This window comes from Candidatus Binatota bacterium (assembly GCA_012960245.1).
Classification (GTDB): Bacteria; Desulfobacterota; Binatia; order UBA1149; family UBA1149; genus UBA1149.
Genome location: DUBO01000011.1, coordinates 19,148 through 36,092, shown reverse-complemented (window position 1 = coordinate 36,092; position 16,945 = coordinate 19,148). Strand labels below are relative to the sequence as shown.

The 16,945-nt window shown below is 64.5% G+C and carries 13 protein-coding genes; 4 read left to right on the top strand and 9 right to left on the bottom strand.

Annotation, left to right across the window (positions count from 1 at the left end; translation table 11 throughout):
• Positions 1-1,114 (bottom strand): lipopolysaccharide heptosyltransferase family protein (locus EYQ35_01385; protein ID HIF62794.1); only part of this gene is annotated, 1,114 nt, incomplete at its 3' end.
• Between EYQ35_01385 and EYQ35_01380 the strand changes: the two genes are divergently transcribed.
• The 3 genes from EYQ35_01380 to EYQ35_01370 are packed head-to-tail and all read left to right on the top strand — an operon-like array spanning position 1,089 to position 8,580.
• Positions 1,089-1,364: a hypothetical protein gene (locus tag EYQ35_01380; protein ID HIF62793.1), complete on the top strand. Its 276-nt coding sequence runs from the start codon at positions 1,089-1,091 to the stop codon at positions 1,362-1,364. The genes EYQ35_01385 and EYQ35_01380 overlap by 26 nt on opposite strands.
• Positions 1,361-8,173 carry a hypothetical protein gene (locus tag EYQ35_01375; protein ID HIF62792.1) on the top strand — a complete coding sequence of 2,271 codons (6,813 nt, stop codon included), beginning with the start codon at positions 1,361-1,363 and terminating at the stop codon, positions 8,171-8,173. The genes EYQ35_01380 and EYQ35_01375 overlap by 4 nt, the downstream gene beginning before the upstream one ends.
• Positions 8,174-8,211: 38 nt before the next feature.
• Positions 8,212-8,580 carry a hypothetical protein gene (locus EYQ35_01370; GenBank protein ID HIF62791.1) on the top strand — a complete coding sequence of 123 codons (369 nt, stop codon included), beginning with the start codon at positions 8,212-8,214 and terminating at the stop codon, positions 8,578-8,580.
• A 26-nt stretch (positions 8,581-8,606) separates the two neighbouring features.
• Here the strand turns inward: EYQ35_01370 and EYQ35_01365 are convergent, their stop codons facing one another.
• Complete coding sequence (locus tag EYQ35_01365) at positions 8,607-9,968, bottom strand: hypothetical protein (protein HIF62790.1); 1,362 nt, start codon at positions 9,966-9,968, stop codon at positions 8,607-8,609.
• Positions 9,969-10,085: 117 nt separating this feature from the next.
• Between EYQ35_01365 and EYQ35_01360 the strand changes: the two genes are divergently transcribed.
• Positions 10,086-10,586, top strand: coding sequence for a thiol peroxidase (locus tag EYQ35_01360; protein HIF62789.1), 501 nt, complete (start codon positions 10,086-10,088; stop codon positions 10,584-10,586).
• On the opposite strand, the gene EYQ35_01355 is transcribed toward EYQ35_01360, so the two are convergent.
• The 7 genes from EYQ35_01355 to EYQ35_01325 form a co-directional block, all read right to left on the bottom strand.
• Entirely contained in the window at positions 10,583-12,244 is a 1,662-nt protein-coding gene (locus tag EYQ35_01355) for a hypothetical protein (protein HIF62788.1), read from the bottom strand. The genes EYQ35_01360 and EYQ35_01355 overlap by 4 nt on opposite strands.
• Positions 12,241-13,413 (bottom strand): MFS transporter, encoded by a 1,173-nt coding sequence (locus tag EYQ35_01350; protein ID HIF62787.1) that lies wholly within the window; start codon positions 13,411-13,413, stop codon positions 12,241-12,243. The genes EYQ35_01355 and EYQ35_01350 overlap by 4 nt, the downstream gene beginning before the upstream one ends.
• A 56-nt stretch (positions 13,414-13,469) precedes the next feature.
• Positions 13,470-14,261 (bottom strand): crotonase, encoded by a 792-nt coding sequence (locus EYQ35_01345; protein ID HIF62786.1) that lies wholly within the window; start codon positions 14,259-14,261, stop codon positions 13,470-13,472.
• A gap of 13 nt (positions 14,262-14,274) precedes the next feature.
• Positions 14,275-15,054, bottom strand: a complete 780-nt coding sequence (locus EYQ35_01340) for a DUF2063 domain-containing protein (protein ID HIF62785.1) — start codon at positions 15,052-15,054, stop codon at positions 14,275-14,277.
• Positions 15,051-15,881, bottom strand: a complete 831-nt coding sequence (locus EYQ35_01335; protein HIF62784.1) for a DUF692 domain-containing protein — start codon at positions 15,879-15,881, stop codon at positions 15,051-15,053. Before EYQ35_01335 ends, EYQ35_01340 begins: the two co-directional genes overlap by 4 nt.
• A 55-nt stretch (positions 15,882-15,936) precedes the next feature.
• Positions 15,937-16,203: a hypothetical protein gene (locus EYQ35_01330; protein ID HIF62783.1), complete on the bottom strand. Its 267-nt coding sequence runs from the start codon at positions 16,201-16,203 to the stop codon at positions 15,937-15,939.
• 82 nt (positions 16,204-16,285) lie between these two features.
• Positions 16,286-16,909 carry a polyisoprenoid-binding protein gene (locus tag EYQ35_01325; protein HIF62782.1) on the bottom strand — a complete coding sequence of 208 codons (624 nt, stop codon included), beginning with the start codon at positions 16,907-16,909 and terminating at the stop codon, positions 16,286-16,288.
• Positions 16,910-16,945 lie beyond the last annotated feature (36 nt).

Genomic DNA, 16,945 nt, shown 5'->3' with positions numbered 1-16,945 from the left:
GCAGCCAGGCCATGTGCAAGGCCGCCGTATCGCTACCCACGTAGGCCCTGAACTGGCCCGTCAAGGCCACCAGCTCGGGCAACGTGGTCGAGGGCGCCACGCAGCCGCTCGATCCGAGCGCGCCACGCAGCTGCTCCACCAGCTCCACTTCGTCGGGCCCCCACAGCAACATCGACCGTATACCGGCGGCGTCAAGCCGCTGCAGGTACTGCCGCCAACGCTCAAGCGGCCAGCGCTCGCCCGCGCGACCGCTGCTGCAGCCCGGGTACAGGGCCAGTTCGGGGCAGCCGGCCTGGCTGTACACCTCAGAGGCGCGCAGGAGAGCGGCGGGGTCCAGGTGCAGGCCCAAAAGCCCACGCTCAACGGCCGTGTTGATGCCCAGCGGAGACAGCAGCTCGAGAAAACGCAGGACGCGGTTCTCCCAACTGTCACGCAGGCTTACCCGCTGGTTCATAAACAGGTAATTGCACTCGCTGCCGTCTTTGCGTGAGTAGCCAACGCGCAAGGGCACGCCACTCATCCAGGCAACCAGCCCACTCTTGAGCCTGCCGTGAAAGTCGATGACGACTTCGTAGCGGCCGGCCCTGAGCTCGCGCCTGAAGCGTTTTATTTCGGCCCAGGCCCGACCGACACCGGCGTTGAGCTCGGAGCGACGTAACACGTGAAAGCGGTCGATAGCCGGGTGACCCTCGAGAACAGGCAGTACGCGGTCCTCCACCGCCCAGGCCACGGTGGCTGCAGGACGGGCTTCACGCAGCCGTTTTATGGCCGGGCACACCCGCAGACAGTCACCCACCGCGCCAAGGCGGATCACCAGTATCCGGGCTCCGGGATCGCTGAGTGCTGAACGGTCCACGACCGGCTCTATAGCACGAACTACATACCGGCCCAGCCCGGGGCCGCTTATTAAATCCTTGTCGTTGAAAAGCAGGCCCTTGCTTTTGTAAAAGTGTGGGGCGGCGACGGTACGAGCCTGCGGGGGAACGAAGCCAGCGCCACTGGAGAGAAAAATGAAAGTAATCAAGCAGCAAGCAGGCTTCCCCCGAGCCGCTACTCTCTGTGCCGACCTGCTGGCGGTTGGGCTTCTGGTGGCAGGCCTTCTTGCCCTGCCCACGCCGTCTTATGGCCACCAGAGGCTCGTGACCGGGCCGCTGGCCATGCAGCCGGCTTTGCCTCGTGGGGATGAGGCCCGCCTGGCCTTCGACGAAAACGCCCAGGACCTCGCGCGCCTGCGTTTTCTGCTCAAGCGCGTTGAGGAGGAGCACGACCGGCGCGTCGCCGAGCGCCTGTACTCCAGCAGCCGGGACCTCTCGATCTACTTCGACACCGCCCCCCCGCCGACCAGCGGAGGACAAAGCAAGTGACGCCGCAGGACAAGGGCAAGTCGCGACGGCTGTTCTTCAACGCCCTGTTGGCAGTGCTGCTCACCAGCGCCGGTGCGCCGGGCAGCAGCAGCGCCCAGCAGTCCTACCCGACGCCGGGCGGGGCCTCGGGCTCGCAGACCGGCGACGGTTCGGCGCCTTTCGCGGCACTGGCCGCCGACCCCACGGCCGACCTTTTTACCGGCTCGGCCACCGTGGGCCTGCCCATCACCGTGCCGCCTGGCCGGGGTGATCTCACCCCCAGCCTTGGCCTGGCCTACAACAGCGCGTCCTCCTCGTCGCCGGGCGGCGCCTGGGGTCGTGGCTGGGGTCTGCCAACGGCAAGTATCAAGCGGTCAACAAGGTTCGGCGTGCCCCGTTACGACAGCAGCGACACCTTCGTTCTTGAACTGGGTGGAGCCGCCATAGAGCTGACCCCCGAGCAGGGCCAGTTGTACCGGGCCGCCAGTAACGAGTCGGCGCTGCGGGCCGGCTGGGACCAGGCCGCCAACCGCTGGAAGGTATTCGATCCCACCGGACTGGTGCACTGGTTTGCCGCCGGCACCGGTCCCGACACCAACGAGCCCGACGAAACATTCTCCTGGGTAATCGAAAAGACCGAGAACCTGTTCGGCAACACGATCGAGTACCAATGGCAGGCCTTCGGGTCGGGCGAGCTGCTGCCCACGGCCGTGCGCTACGGCGGCAACCAGCAGATAGCCAACTTCATAGAAGTCGCCTTCGATTACCTCCCGCGCGTGTACCCCGACCAGCCGAGGGCAGACTACGGCGCCGGCTTCCGCCGCGAGTTCAGCCAGCTGCTCGACTCGATAGTCACCCGCGTAAATGGCCGGCAGATACGCCGTTACAGTCTGACCCACGCCGTTGATGCCGTGACCGGCGCGGCCCTGCTGCAGACCGTCAACCTGGACGGCTACGGCCTACAGGCACAGGACGACGTATCAATGCCACCGGCCGTATTCTTGTACGCCCCTACCCTGCAGACCGGCTGGCCGCTGGGCAGCCTTGAACAGCGCGCCGATTACGCCATCAGTTTTAACGGACCCAACCGCATCCGCGACCCGCGAGGAGAGCCCAAACTCGAGCTGCTCGACATGACCGGCGACGGGCTCGTGGACCAGCTCGAAACCGGCGGCGCCGAGGTCACCCTGCGTCGCGGCAACGGCCGTGGTTTTGACCTCGCAGTGGACTGGCCGTCACCCGTTCTCAACAACATAAGGGACATCGACCAGACCTCGAACATACAACACAACATTTTTGACCTCGACGGTGACGGCCTGCCCGACTACGTGGAAGCCGACGAGGCCAACCTCTGCAGCGGCCCGGGCCTGCCGACGGCCTGGTGCCTGCACCGCAACACCGGCAACAGCTTCAGCCTTGTGCCGCAGACCTGGCCCGCGCCCAGCTTCGACATCCGCCAGGCCGACGCCAACGGCGACCGCGTGCACGTTGAAATCGTGGACCTCAACAGCGACGGCCTGCCCGACTGGGTGGCCAGCTGGCCGTGGAGTGCGGCCAACCCCTGGTGGACCGTGCACTGGAACACGGGCTCGGGTTTTTCAGCCGTGCCATCGCAGTTTGCGGCGCCGCGCGCCTGGATCATGCAACGCCACAGCCCGGGCGACGAGGGCTACCTGGTCAGCGGACTTATGGACATAAACGGCGACGGCCTGCCTGATTTCGTTGATGCGGCGCCCAGCACCTGGCCCAACGCGACGGGAAACTACTCGCCGCAGGAGATGTCCGAGCAGCACTGGCTGGTCTACTTCAACAACGGCAGCGGCTTCGAAAGCCAGCCTCACAGCTGGGGGCCCGGCGGCAACGGCGGCCCAGGGGGGAACGAGCCGCTGCTGGCCAACTACATCAGCCACGACCATTCGCTGTCGAACTCGGTGCACAGCAGCTCCACTGCCTCGCAGGAGCTGGTCGACATAACCGGCGATGGCCTGCCCGACCTGGTGGCGCCCATAACCGGCAGCGGGCAAGCACACCTCGAAGTACTGCTTTGCATCAACGGCGAGGCGGCCTGCCAGGTCGACCCCTTCAACGTGGTTAACCCGCCGGTCTGCTGCCTGAACAACTACCTGTTCGTAAACAATGGATCCGGGTTCTCCGACCCACAGCCACTTGCCTGGTGGAGCGATAGCAATCGCCTGCGTCTTGTCTCCACTCCCCCCGTGGTACCCGCTCCTTCGCCGCAGTTGAACCACGACCTGCTCGACTTTGACGGTGACGGCCTGATCGACCTGGTCGAACTGCACCGCCAACCCGACGGCAGCAACCTCTGGCAGGTTCACCTCAACCCGGCTTCGCCCGGGGCCGGCTGGTCAGCCACCCCCGATCACCTGCGCACGCGCCCGGGAGCAATGGTGGCCATGGAAAACGGCGTTGGCGGAGTCACCCAGCTCGAGTACAGCCCGGTCTCCATGCAGGACGACGAGGCCTGCCAGTACGACGCGCAGGGCAACCGGCAGTCGGGCAAGTGCCTCCCCTTTCCCTGGTGGACGCTTACCCGGAGTACACTGCTCGACGTAATCGACACCGACAATGACCCGGTAGTAAACGACTGGGCCTACCAAGGGGCGAGCTGGGACCCGGCGGAGCGCGAGTTCCGGGGGTTTTCGGAGGCAGTAGCCGTCAACCCTGCCGGCATCGCCAAGTTCACCTGGTTTCACCAGGACCCTGTACGCAGGGGCAAGAGCTACGGCAGCGCCCGCCTTGGCAACCCGCCCTGCCTGCCCGGTAGCAACTGCAACCCCTGGGATTACCAGCTCGACCGCAACGACACTACCTGGCCCAACCCCGAAGACGTGCTTTCGGGCACCGCGCCGCTGGCCCCCGTGTCGCAGACCAGGACAGCGTGGCGATGGGACGGCTCATGTGGGCAGCCGGCCTGCCCGCTCGACGAACTCGCGCTCACCACCAGCTGGCAGTACGACCAGTGGGGCAACGAGACACGGCGCGCGAGCAGCTCACCCTCCATCCCGGCTGCCGTAAGCACAGCCGAGTACGCAGAGTTTCCCGGACCCAACCCAAGCACCCTTGACGGCAGGCTTATTGTCACGCGCCCGTTGCGGCTGCAGGTGTTCCAGGACGAAATACCCGGCGACGGCGTCGACGGAGTACCACTTACCGAGACGACCTGGGAGTACGGCCCCAACTTCGAGGTCCTCTCCAAATCCCACTGCCTGGAGCCAGACACCACCGGCTGCACGCGCTGGTCAACAACCAACTACGGCTACACCTCCGACGGCCTGCTCTCGCGCGAGACCTCCCCCACGGGTTCGCGGCGCACGCTTGTCTACGGCGGCAGCGAAAAGCTCTATCCCACCAGCGAAACGGTCGCCGACGGCACACGTGTCTACAACGTATACGACCACGGCACGGGCAAGCTCCTGCAGGCGACCGCGAGCGACGGACGCACGAGCCGCACCGAGTACGACGGACTCGGACGACCGCTGAGAAGCTGGAGCCCGGGCTTCACTGACCCCAACAACCCCGAATCCACGGTTGCCTACACCGAACCGGTGGCCGAGTGCGACCAGGAAGGCCAGTGCACGGGCGAACGAGGAAACGTACTCGCCCAGGCTTGGAGGCAACCGAGCCTAATCACCTTTTACGACGGGCTGGGCCGCGAAGTGGCAACCCGCACCGAGACCGACAGGATTGACAGCCAGCCCACAGCTGGACTGATCAGCGGCCTGAAAACCTACGACACCAGCGGCCGGGTCACAGCCCAGGCACTGCCGTTCGAAGAGAGCCTGGGCAATTCCACCGCCCTGCTCTCGCTCGACGTAAGCTTCGCCGACACCGACCCCGACACGCACAGCTTGTGGTCCTACGATCCGGTGACAGGCAGTCTGCTCGCAACCGTCCTGCCAGGCGGCGAAACCACCTACCACGAGCGTTCTGTGGCCGGCGTGCGCGCCACGGTCGACGCCAACATGATGGCGGATAACCTGGCCGGAAATGTCACCCTGGACTACCTCGACGCGCTCGGCCAGGTCACCAGGACCGAGGCCTGTGCCAGCCTGCCCGACCTCGACAGCGGCCAGTCCTGCTCCGACCAGGATCTGCTGGCGCGCAGCGACGTGGTCTACGACGCACTGGGAAGGATAACCGAGCGATGGCTGTGGAAGCTGGAGAGCCAGCCCTTCGAGCCGGTGCTCTACGAGACCAACTGGTACGACGGACAGGGGCAGCTGGTGGCGCGATCCGAACTGGACGCGGGTTCCGGGCAGCAGCCCGGCACCTGGCTCTACCAGCGCGACGACGAGGGGCGCGTGCAGTCCTTTGTCGACCCGGTAAACGAGGGTGCCACCCTGTCGGCCAGGCGCGGGGTCGTTGTCACCAGCTACGACAAGGCCGGCCGTGTGCGCAAGCGCAAGGGCGGCAGCGGCGCCAACAAGATCAAGCAGACCTACCGCTACACCAGGGCCTTCAGGCCCGGCGAGGGACAGGTAGAGAGGATCAAGTCTACACGCCCGGACTCAAGGGTGAGCCGCAGGTTCACCTACAACGACCTGGGCCTGGTCGCCAGCGAATACCTCTATCTTCGTACCGGTCGCGCCAGGTCACGCCACACGATTACCTACCAGTACGACCAGTCGGGCCGCATGCTGTCGGTGGACTACCCACTTGCCGACTCCGCGGGCCGCCTTGCCACCGAACAGCTGGTGACCAGTTACGACGAACTGGGCCGCCCGGTGGGTCTCAGCCTGGGCGGCCAGCCACTGGTGACCGCTGTCGACTACGACGCATGGGGCCGAATCAACAGGCTGGACTACGGCAACGGGCTGAGCGACCACCAGGAGTACCTGCCGCAGTCTGAAAACGGTTACCTGCGCTGCCTGCGCACCAGCCCGAGCGCATTCCACCAGTCCGGCGCGGCGACCTGCGGTTCTTCGATCTCGGATCTGCGCGCGGTCGAGATCACCGAGCGCGACGAGCTCGGCCGCGTGCTCGAACGCGTCGACCACCTGCACCAGGACGAGCTCGACGAGAGCCTGCGGGTGGGCTCGGCCGGACCGATGACCGGCGACGGCGGCTACGACAGGCTGGGTCGCCTGGTCGAGATCACCTACCAGCAGTCAACCGCGTTCAGTCGCACTGAGCACTACGCCTACGACTCGCTTGGCAACATGGTGCTGTCCGACGGACAGGTCTTCGGCTACGACCCGGCCCGTCCCCACCGCCTGGTCAACGCCGGCGGGATCCCGCTCACCTGGGACGCCAACGGCCGTCGCACGGGCAAGGGGTACTCGAGCCTCAGCTGGGACCTGGAGGGACACCTCGCCTCCAGCACGTCGGAGGCAGGCTCCCAAGTCAGCTACGCGCTCGACGAAGCTGGTGCGCGCGTGGGCAGGTACGAAGTTGCCACCGCCACATGGTCGCACGTGTACTCCACGCACGGCGCGGGCGCGCTGTTCGAAATAGAAGACGACCAGCTGGTCCGCTACTTCCGCCTGGCAGGCCGCCTGGTGGCGGCCGACCGCATAGCCGCGCCGTCGGACCTGTCGCTGGCCCGCTACACGCAACCGGGAAACCAGCCCGACTGGCCGCCGGTCGGCACGACCGTTTACTACCACGCCGACTACCTGGGCTCGACCCGCCTTGTCACCGACCAGGCCGGCGACCCACTGCGCTACCTGCGCCATGACGCCTGGGGCGAGACCCTGGCCGTCTACCAGGTCCAGCCCGACGGCAGCGTCCAGGCCCAGCTGATCACCGGGTCGGGCAACCGATGGGGCTTTACCGGTCAGCGCGACGAACCAGGCCAGGGCCTGGTCGACTTCGGGCGGCGCTGGTACGACCCGGCCACGCGGCAGTTCCTGTCGCCCGACCCGGAGGGCCAGTTTGCCAACCCGCGCGCCTACGGCCCCTGGGATCCGCTTAACGGCACCGACCCCGACGGCGGATTTTTCTTCCCCGGCCTGCCCCTCGCACTGAACTGGGCGCTTACCAGCGGCATCGTAAACTTCGCGATCACCGCGACCCAGACCGGCGACCTCGGAGCGGGCCTGCAGGCGGGGATGATGGGCGCAATGACCGGCGCCCTGGGAGCTACCGGCATACAGGGAGCCCTGCTCAAGCCCCTGTTCACGGCGGCCGCGCTGGGCAACGCTACCGCCGCCACCGCCCTGCAGGCCACCTTCGCCTTGGCCTCGGTGGCCAACTCGGCCGCCCGGGGCGATATAGCCGGGGTTTTCCTGTTCGTCGGCGGAGCCGCCTTCGGCGAAACCTCCCTCAGTGCTAAAAGCGCACAACTCCAGCAGAGGTCCTTGGCGGCCGCGCAAGAAGTTGGTACGACTGGGGCTCAAAGTGAGACTGTAAGTGTCCTCATCGAAGAACCAAACCCTAATTCCCCATCGAAACTGGGGCGAAAGGGCATGAGTGGTCATACAGGGGTTGGTGTTGGAGACGAATACTGGGACTACGGCCCACAGCCGGGCGAAGGAGGAAACGTGTTTGGTTCTGACGGGATACCTTGGTGGGATTCAAAGGCAAGCCTAGATGGCGACGCGAGTTTGAGTGAAGTGATCGACTTCACCAACTCGAGTGGAAAATCGGTGAGCATCTTTTCGAGGGAGGTGACTCCTGCTCAGGCCGGTGCCGTACGCTCGCACTGGAACAAGCTCTACTCGGATCCTGGGACTTACCATTTTGCAGGAAGGCAATGTACGACTGCTGTGGCCGCCAGTTTGCGGAACGCCGGAATCGGCAGCTTCAGAGCATTGAAACCATCCAGTCTGGCAAATCAACTGAGGGCAGCTGGATGGGCGGAGCGATAGGAATGAGGAGTCGAAGAGGACCAACCTATTTGGTAGTGATGCTCCTTGCGCTTGTTGCATGTAAGGAGAGCTATGCGAGTCAGGGGGAAAACGTGATTCTCTGGCCCGGAACAGACGCGTTCAACGAGCGGGTGCACAGTCTGCCGTTATCAATTGAAGACGCCCTCGCGCTTCTGGTCAGTAAGACTCGAGCACGCGACGAGCGCTATTTCCTTAAGACCCCCATCTTCATAATTGGAGACGACTACTTCTTCGCTGAAGGCTCCAAGCTCGACATCCCCATCACGGGGTACTTCGTGGATGGAAAAACCCGTGACATCGAATACAGGAAGTCATCACTTACCATCAAGGCCGGGCAAAGTACGCTGCCGGAAAACCCATTCATCGAAGTCCTTCTAATCGAATAGTTGCACCGCTCGGCGCGCGCCCGGCCCTACTGGTCGGCAAACCAGTTGCCGTGAAAACCGAAGGGGACACGCTGGGGCATAGCCACCCGGGCTACCGGCCCGGCCTGCGGCTGCGTGGCGTCGAGTATCACCAGGTCGCTGCCGTCGCGCGACTTGTCGTAGGCAAAAAACATCAGGTACCCTTCGTCTTCACCCTCGCCGACCGGGGCAAACGTGGCCTCGCCCGGCACCTGTCCCGTCGGCAAATCGTAGGCAGTGTTGTTGCCGGTGTCGAAGTCGATCTTGAGTATTTTTGATAACTCTCCAGGTCCTACCAGGAGGTCTGGTGAACTCACAGCGTAACCGTAACGAACCCGGCTGCCAACGAGCCTGTCGTCCACACGTGGGAACTCGGCCGGCTCGTCTACAATCTGGCTCTCCGATACCCGCCCGCCGGCCGGGTCTATCACAAAACGATGTGGCACCGCCGAGTCAAAGTTGCCGCTGCCCCCCCTCCACAGTTCCGGATAACGGCAGACGTCGAGCACGATCGAACCGTCTTCGACGTCGCGGGCGTTGAAAGGATGAAAGATGTAGCAGGGGTCGATGTCGTACCAACGAACCGCAGCGCCCGGAACGCCTCGTGGCATGACTCCCAGCCGGGCCGGGTAGTCGTCGCTCCAGTGGTAGGGCAGCCCCGCGCCGGACGGCGGCTGGCCTCCCCCGAGACTGGCCATGGCAGCCTCCAGGTCGAAAACCACCGGCAGGTCCATGAAGATCACGTTGTTCTCGGTAATGGCGAAGTCGTGGATCATCGTCGGGCCGGTAACGTCTATCTCCTGGCTCTGCACCAACCGGCCCTCGGCGTCGACGCGGTGATAAACAAGGTACGGGGGGAAAAATCCGTAGCCGAAAAAATGCATCTCGCCGGTCACGGGACAGATCTTAGGGTGCGCGGTCATAGCCGTGGTGAGCTTGCCGTCGAAGTCGTGCAGGCCAACGGTGTCCAGTTCCGGGGTGACCTCGGTCGGAAAAGAACTCTCGACCAGTGCCATGAACTTGCCGGCGTGCCGAACGATATTGGTGTTGGCCACCGCTATGCTGTGGTCCACCTCACCACCCTCGCTTATCATCTGCAGGTCGGGATCTTCGAGAGCCCGGGTCTGCACCCAGCGGTTGCGGTACCAGCTGGCCTTGCCTCCTTCGAGGCGCACGCCGTGCAGCATTCCGTCACCGGTAAACCAGTGAGACGACTCACCTGTAGCCGGATTAGGCCCTATACGCATGTAGGTACCGTTGAGCTCCGGGGGTATGGCCCCCTCCACGGCGAGTTCGGTGCTGCTGATCTCCTCGGACACGGGCGCAAAGTTGCCGTCGAGGTAAAAGGGTAAATCGGTGGCTGCTTCCATTGCGGTATTCACTCACAGCTGTCGGTTTGATGCCACCCGTGGTTCGTGGATATACAATGTCCACAATCTGGCGACGCCTCGCAGCAGCAGGCGGCCGCCCACAGGGAGCATACAAAAATGGCGAGCGTCACACTGAGAGGAAACCCCTTTGAACTTTCCGGCACACTGCCCGAGACCGGACAGGCAGCACCCGATTACAACCTGGCGGCCGGTGACCTGTCGCCCGTTACGCCCGCCACCCACAGCGGTAAGACCAGGATCATCGTCACCGTGCCCAGCCTCGACACGCCCGTCTGCCAGACCGAAACCCGCGCCTTCAACGAAAAGGCAGCCGGCCTGGCCGACACCGTGGTGCTCATCGTGAGCTCGGACCTTCCCTTTGCGCAGAAGCGCTTCTGCGAAACCGAGGGGCTGGAGAACGTGGTGGCCTGTTCCGATCTGCGCGATCGCGGCTTTGCCGAGCGCTGGGGCGTGGCCATAAGCGAAGGCCCGCTGCAGGGAGTGACCGCGCGGGCAGTGTTCGTCGTCGATGCAGACGACAAGCTGGTCTACAGCGAGCTCGTGCCCGAGATCGCCCAGGAGCCTGACTACGACGCAGCCCTGGCCGCTGCTTCCTAAGAATCGATTTCGTCGGCGCCAAACAACTCGGCGCTGTCGAACAGCGCGGGCGTGTCATGCGTGTTACCCTGCAGGCGACACCTGGCCACCCCGAAGCTCCACCTGAGGTAGACCCCCTCGCCCAGCGGCCTCCACAAAGGCACGCGCGTCAGGAGGTCAGCGCTTTCCAGGTCCGAGCCTGGATCTGAAATCTGCACCTCGCCTGTGCCCGGCACAACCGCCGCGTCGCCCTGCCCCGGCATGAGCACCTGCCCGTCACCCAGTACCATCGCAGGGGCACCGTCGCGGTCGCAGAAAAACCGGGCCCGCGCGCCATCGAGCCCGGCATCGCGGCCGCGGGACTGGAGAACGGCAAAGGCATCCACCGCTGCGGCCTGCCCTGTTGTTGCCGGCCATGACCTTGCCTTCTCACCGCCCAGCTCGACCCTGCCGCTGAGCCGCCCGAAATCAGACCCGTCGCTGCCCGCCGTCCAGCACAGATCGAGATCAAGGGTCGACAGTTCGGACTCGGCCATGCCCCGCTCCAGGTCCAGGTAGGCAAGATGCGAGGGGTACAGCACCACCGGCGCCCGCAAGCGAAGGCGCGCAAGCCCACCGCCCTGCTCACGGTCGAGTTGCAGGCGCGGACAATCGGCCGCAGACAAGTCCGCCGCCGAGTCGGATGTGAACAGCGCCATGCGGCCGTCGGCCAGCAGCAGGCACACGCGCGCGAGCACTGCGCCGTGTCCCGCGGGTTCCACGCCAGCAAAAATCGCGTCGCCCTCTTCCGACAACAGCGCCATCAGGTTGAGCGGCTGCGCCCCCTGCCGAACCAAAGCGTCTTCGGCCTGCTCGACCTCGGGCAGCCCTCGCGGCACCACCTGCCAGCCGGGTCTCGCGCGGGAGGGGCCGGCGGTTCGTGTTTCGATGACCACCGCTGCCCGCCCGGCAACCGAGTCACCACCAGCAGCGTTCGCGCCCTCGTAGTCAGCCAGCGCCAGCTCGGTTGCGGCGAGAAAGCTTTCACGCCACGGCCCCGGCCACCTCAAGGGCACCGACAGTTCGAGTTGCAATGCATCCACCCTGTCGTCGGCCGCCAGTCGCGCAAACCCGGAAAGCCGCGCATCGTCGTGACCGTCGTGCCGGCCCGAAAACAACTGCAGCGCATTGTCGGCGCCCCATGCCGGGTAACGCCAGCCCACGGGGGCCCAGGTTCGCCGCGCCTGCAGTTCGTCGCGCAGGCGGGAGACCGGCCCTTCCCATGTCGCCGTCGAGACGGTTGGCCACCTGCCCGACAGTCGTCCGTCCTGTTCCCGCAAGCCCAGGCCCAGGTCGCAGGCCGGCAACAGTACGTTCCATCCATGCACGAACAGCAACAGCGGCCGACAGCCCGTGGCCACCCGTGCGGCGCCGTCTATGGCCCGCTCGAGTTCATCGACGAAAACCGGAGCACGTTCCAGCTCGCTTATGCGGTTGAGGTCTACGACGTTACGGTCGAGGTCTCCGTTGATCACCGCCCAGGCATCGAGTCGCTCGGCCAGTTCAAGCGCCAGTTCAGCGGTGTGGAGATCATTCATCCCATCATCACGCCGGACGGGACGCGCGCGCCGGCCACCGTGCGGGGCCACCACCACCAGCGGCCGGCTGCCCCGCCTCAGTTGCAGGGCGGGCTCATTCACGCGCGGGTCGCGCGTAGCATAGCCAGGCCCACGGGTATCGCGGACACCACCAAGACCAGGGATACCGAAATGCCCGTCTGCAGGCTGCCGGTGGCATCTGACACTGCCCCTACCAGCCACGGGCCAACGCCATTACCAATCCCGCCGACGAAGAATACGTTCAGGGCAAATGCCAACCCCAGCCGTTCGGTGGGCACGAGCCTGGCCACCAGCGCTACCAGCGGCGGAAAGAATCCCAACATCGGAATAGGCAGCAACAGGGCCACTCCTAGCCTCATCCACTGCCACGGAGTCCACAGGACAACGGCCAGCATGACGGCCATTACCACCAGTCCCCCGACAGCCACAGCTGCCTCGCCGCCACGTTTGCGGACCGCCGGGTTATCGGCCAGCGCACCACCTGTATAACCGCCCAGCAGGCCGCCCAATATCATCGCAACCCCGAATATATAGCCGAGATCGGTGATCGTCATGTCCCCATTTTCGAGGAACCACGCGGCCGCCCAGATCGAGTAGCCCATCAGACCCGATACCCCCAGGACGCTGGTCAGCCACACCAACTGCAGCCTTCGATCGGCGAGCAACCTGCGGATAGCCACCCCGGGTTTTTCGCCATCGGCGTTTGCAGGACCGCGCCGGGGGTCTTGTATCATCAACACCAGTGGCGCCACGAGCAAGCCCGCCCCACCGTACAAATAGAACACGCTACGCCAACCAAACTGCTCTGCCAGCAGACCACCGGCTGCAATGCCGATCGCGCTGCCAAAGGTCGCCCCGGCACCAAATATGCCCACCGCCCGTCCTCTCCTCTCCTGGGGGAATGTGGTAGCTATCAGTGAAATCGCGCAGGGGTAGAGGCTGGCCTCGCCAAGCCCGGTAAAAAACCTCGCCCAGAACATCGACTTGAAGTCTACCGCCAGTCCGCTGGCAGCCGTTGCCAGCGACCAGAGGACCAGCCCGAGTGCTATCAGGCGAGTGCGAGAGCGGCTGTCGGCTGCGTGGCCGAAAACGAAGGCCCCCACCGCGTACACACCCGAGAACGCAACGCCCGACAGCACTCCCATGGCCGTGTCGCTCAGGGAGAGGTCGGTCTTTATAAGAGGCAGCAGGATGCCCATCACTGCCCGGTCGGCCTGGTTGACCATGTTGGCGGCGATCAGTGCCCCCATGACAAAAAGTATTCTGCGATTAGATTTTAACAAGACGGGGCTCCTTGCCAGTCACATCAACGGCCGAAGCGCGAGCGGTCGGGGCGACGCTTTTCTTTGAACGCCGCGCCCAGTTCGCGCGACTCTTCGCTCGCGTAGTAGTAAGGCGTGAGCGTGTCCAGAGCCACGCGTGACAGGCCGGACGCACCCGCGTGGCGGGCATGGAACGATGCCTTGAGAGCGGCCAGCGCCTGGCTGCCGCGGTCGGCCAACTCGTCACACAAACCGTTGACGTGATCGCGCAACGCCGCGGGCTCGATCACTTCGTTGACCAAGCCCATCGCCATCGCTTCTTCAGCCGTGTACTTTCGGTTGAGCAGCCAAAGCTCCTTGGCCTTCTTGCGACCGATAGCCTCTTCGAGGTACCAGGTGCCGAAGCCGGCGTCGAAGCTACCCATCATCGGGCCCACCTGCCTGAAGGCCGCCGCCGCCGAAGCTATCGTAAGGTCGCACATCAGTGCCAGGACATTGCCGCCGCCCACCGCAAAACCGTTGACCATGGCGATCACGGGTTTGGGCAACTTGTCGATGAGTTCGTAGAGATCTACCACCGGAAACACGGTGGAATAGTCGAAGCCCTCCACGTCCTCGTGGTCGGCGTGGTCGCCACCGAGGCAGAAGAAGCGATCGCCTGCGCCGGTGAGCACCACGCTGCGGCAGTCGCGGTCGCGGCGCGCAGACTGCAGCGCGTCGCAGAGTTCGTCAAGCGTACGCGAGCGAAAGGCGTTGCCCGCCTGCTCACGATTGATGGTCAGCCAGAGCGAACCGTTGTCGGGGTTGCGCTCGCAGAGAATATCCTCGTAATCCATGCCGTTATTTTCATCATGCGCGGACGACTGTGACCAGCGACAGCCCGGTCCAACGCGCAAACATGGCCCCGATGTCATCGCCGCCGGCCCCGGAGGCAGCCAACTGCTGCACGGTTTGGCCAAGGGTGGCCCCCGCTCTCATGCTCTCGAGGGCCGCCGCCTCGGCCTCGCCCAGCCGCTCGGTCACCACGTCGAAGCCCTCGCGATATACCAGCACCCGGTCGGGGCGGTCGACGAGGTCGATGTCAACGCTGTCGCGGTCGTCGTCACGCGCGTCGCGTATTTCCTTGATCGGCCAGTCCGAAACCACCAGCGAGGCGGCCGGTTGAAAGTCGAGTCGCAAAGATGCCAGTTGATCCTGGCCAAGGTCTTCGAGTAGCGACAGGTCGGCAGCGGCCAACCACGCGCCGTGAAAACACTCGAGCACGGCCCACTCCAGGCGCGCGAGATCGGGCACAAAAGGGAGAGCGTCGCTGAGCTCATCGTCGCCAAGAAAATCGGGCAGGTCGCGGCCCACGTAGTTCAGGTTGGCCTCGCCGGCAGGCAGGCGGCGCAGGTAACGTTCGACCAACGAGTGAAAAGCCGTGACACCCAGCACGTGGGCAAGGGCCGGGTAGGCCTGGTCGAGCGATTCTACTACGCGAGCCAGGTAGCCCCCGGTGTAAGCCGACACCCGGTGCGACAACCCGTGCCCCGGTGGGGGGTCGGCCAGGTATTCGAGCAGGCCAGCCTCTTCGCCGGTGAGCACCGAGTTGGCCATGGCCCGTTGCAGCCGAATGACTTCTTCTGTCACCCGGTTTCCCCCCGGCCGTCGTTTGCGGCCCGACGCGCGGCCACGGCACGGGCCTTGTCCAGTTCCTCGACCAGCCCCTGCCACGACGGGATGTCGTCGTCCCACTCAACCATCGTCGGAACCGGCGCGATCATCGACAGCGTGTATTCGTACAGGTCCCAGACATCGTCGCTCACGGGCCGGCTGTGGGTGTCGAACAGGTAGCCGTCCATGTCGGTAAACCCGGCTAGGTGAATCTGTCCCACACGGTCGGCTGGAATGGTGCGCAGGTATTCGCGTGGGTCAAAGCCGTGGTTGCATGCACTCACGTACACGTTGTTCACGTCCAGCAATATTCCACAGTCGGCCCCGCGGGCCAGCTCGGCCAGGAACTCGGCCTCGGGGATGTCCGACGCGCGCCATTCAACATACGTCGACGCGTTCTCGACCAGGATGCGGCGGCCGAGGTAGTCCTGCACCCGCGCGACGCGCTCTACGACGTGGGCAAGTACTTCCTCGGTGTAAGGGAGCGGGAGCAGGTCAAAAAGATTACGGCCGTCCACCCTGCTGAAACAGAGGTGGTCACTCACGATGTCCGGCTCTACCCTGTCGACCAGGCTCTTGAGTCGTTCGAGATAACGCTCGTCGAGGGGGTCGGAACCGCCCAGCGACATCGCCACACCGTGCAGGGCCAGCGGATAATCCCTTCGCACCTGCTCGAGCACCCACAACGGGCGGCCGTCGGTGTCCAGGTAGTTGTCGGTAAGGGCCTCGAACCACTGCGCACCGGCCGCGCCCGCCAGTACGTCATCGTAGTGCTCAGCGCGCAGGCCGAGGCCAAACCCAATGTTGGATCCTGCCTGGCCCACGCGCCGTTTTTCCGTTATCCCGGGCGGGCCGGGATTACTCGCCTTCGGCTTCGGCGGTAAGACGACCGCCTTCCATCTTCAGGCACTCGTCCTTGTCCATCTTGAGGTAGCCCTGTCCCTTACAAGCGTTGTTGCCGGCACAGGAATATCCCTTACCACCGCAAGCGCCGGTGCCCTTGCAGGTGTTGACGCCGTAGCACGGCACCTTCTCGTGGCTATCGGCCACCGCGGTACCGGCACCGCCGGCCATCGCCAGCAAGCCGGCCACGGCCGAAGCCAACAGCATACCACTCTTGTTTATTTTCTTTGCCATTCCGTTGTCCTCCTCTGTGTTTCGTATCGTTTGTGTTTCGAGTTCTCGTTGTTCCCTGTCGTCGCTGTCTCTATTCCGAGAGCGCGCCCTCTACGTCCAACCTTATCTCCACTTCTTCGCCTACCAGCAGTCCGCCGGCTTCCAGCGCCTTGTTCCAGCTGAGGCCGAAGTCTTTTCGGTCTATCGTTATCGTCGCCTTGAACCCGGCACGGCGGTTGCCCCAGGGGTCGGTACCCTCGCCGAGAAAAGTCACGTCGAGTTCCACCGGCCTGCTAACGCCGTGGATGGTGAGCTTGCCCTCGAGGGTTGCGCGATTGCCCTCTACCCCGGTGACCCGGGTGCTCTGAAAGTCCAGCGACGGGTACTTCTCGACGTCGAAGAAATCCGGGCTGCGCAGGTGCTTGTCACGTTTTTCGTTGCCGGTGTCGATGCTGGCGGCCACTATACTGCCCTTCACCACGGTGGCCGAGGGGTCGGCTGGGTCGAACTCTATGCTGCCGTCAAATTCGGTGAACTTTCCCTGCACGCTGGTAAACAGGTGCCTGACCGAAAAGCCGATGTTGGTGTGTGATTTCTCGGGCGTCCAGGTGGAGGCCCAGGCCTGCGGCGCCGGAACGGCCAACGCGACCACCAACGCCACTGCCGGCACCGCACCGAAAACCGATAAAACCCCGGCTATTGCCCGTCGGCCCATAATTATTGCGGTGTTCATGTAACGCTATACTCCTGC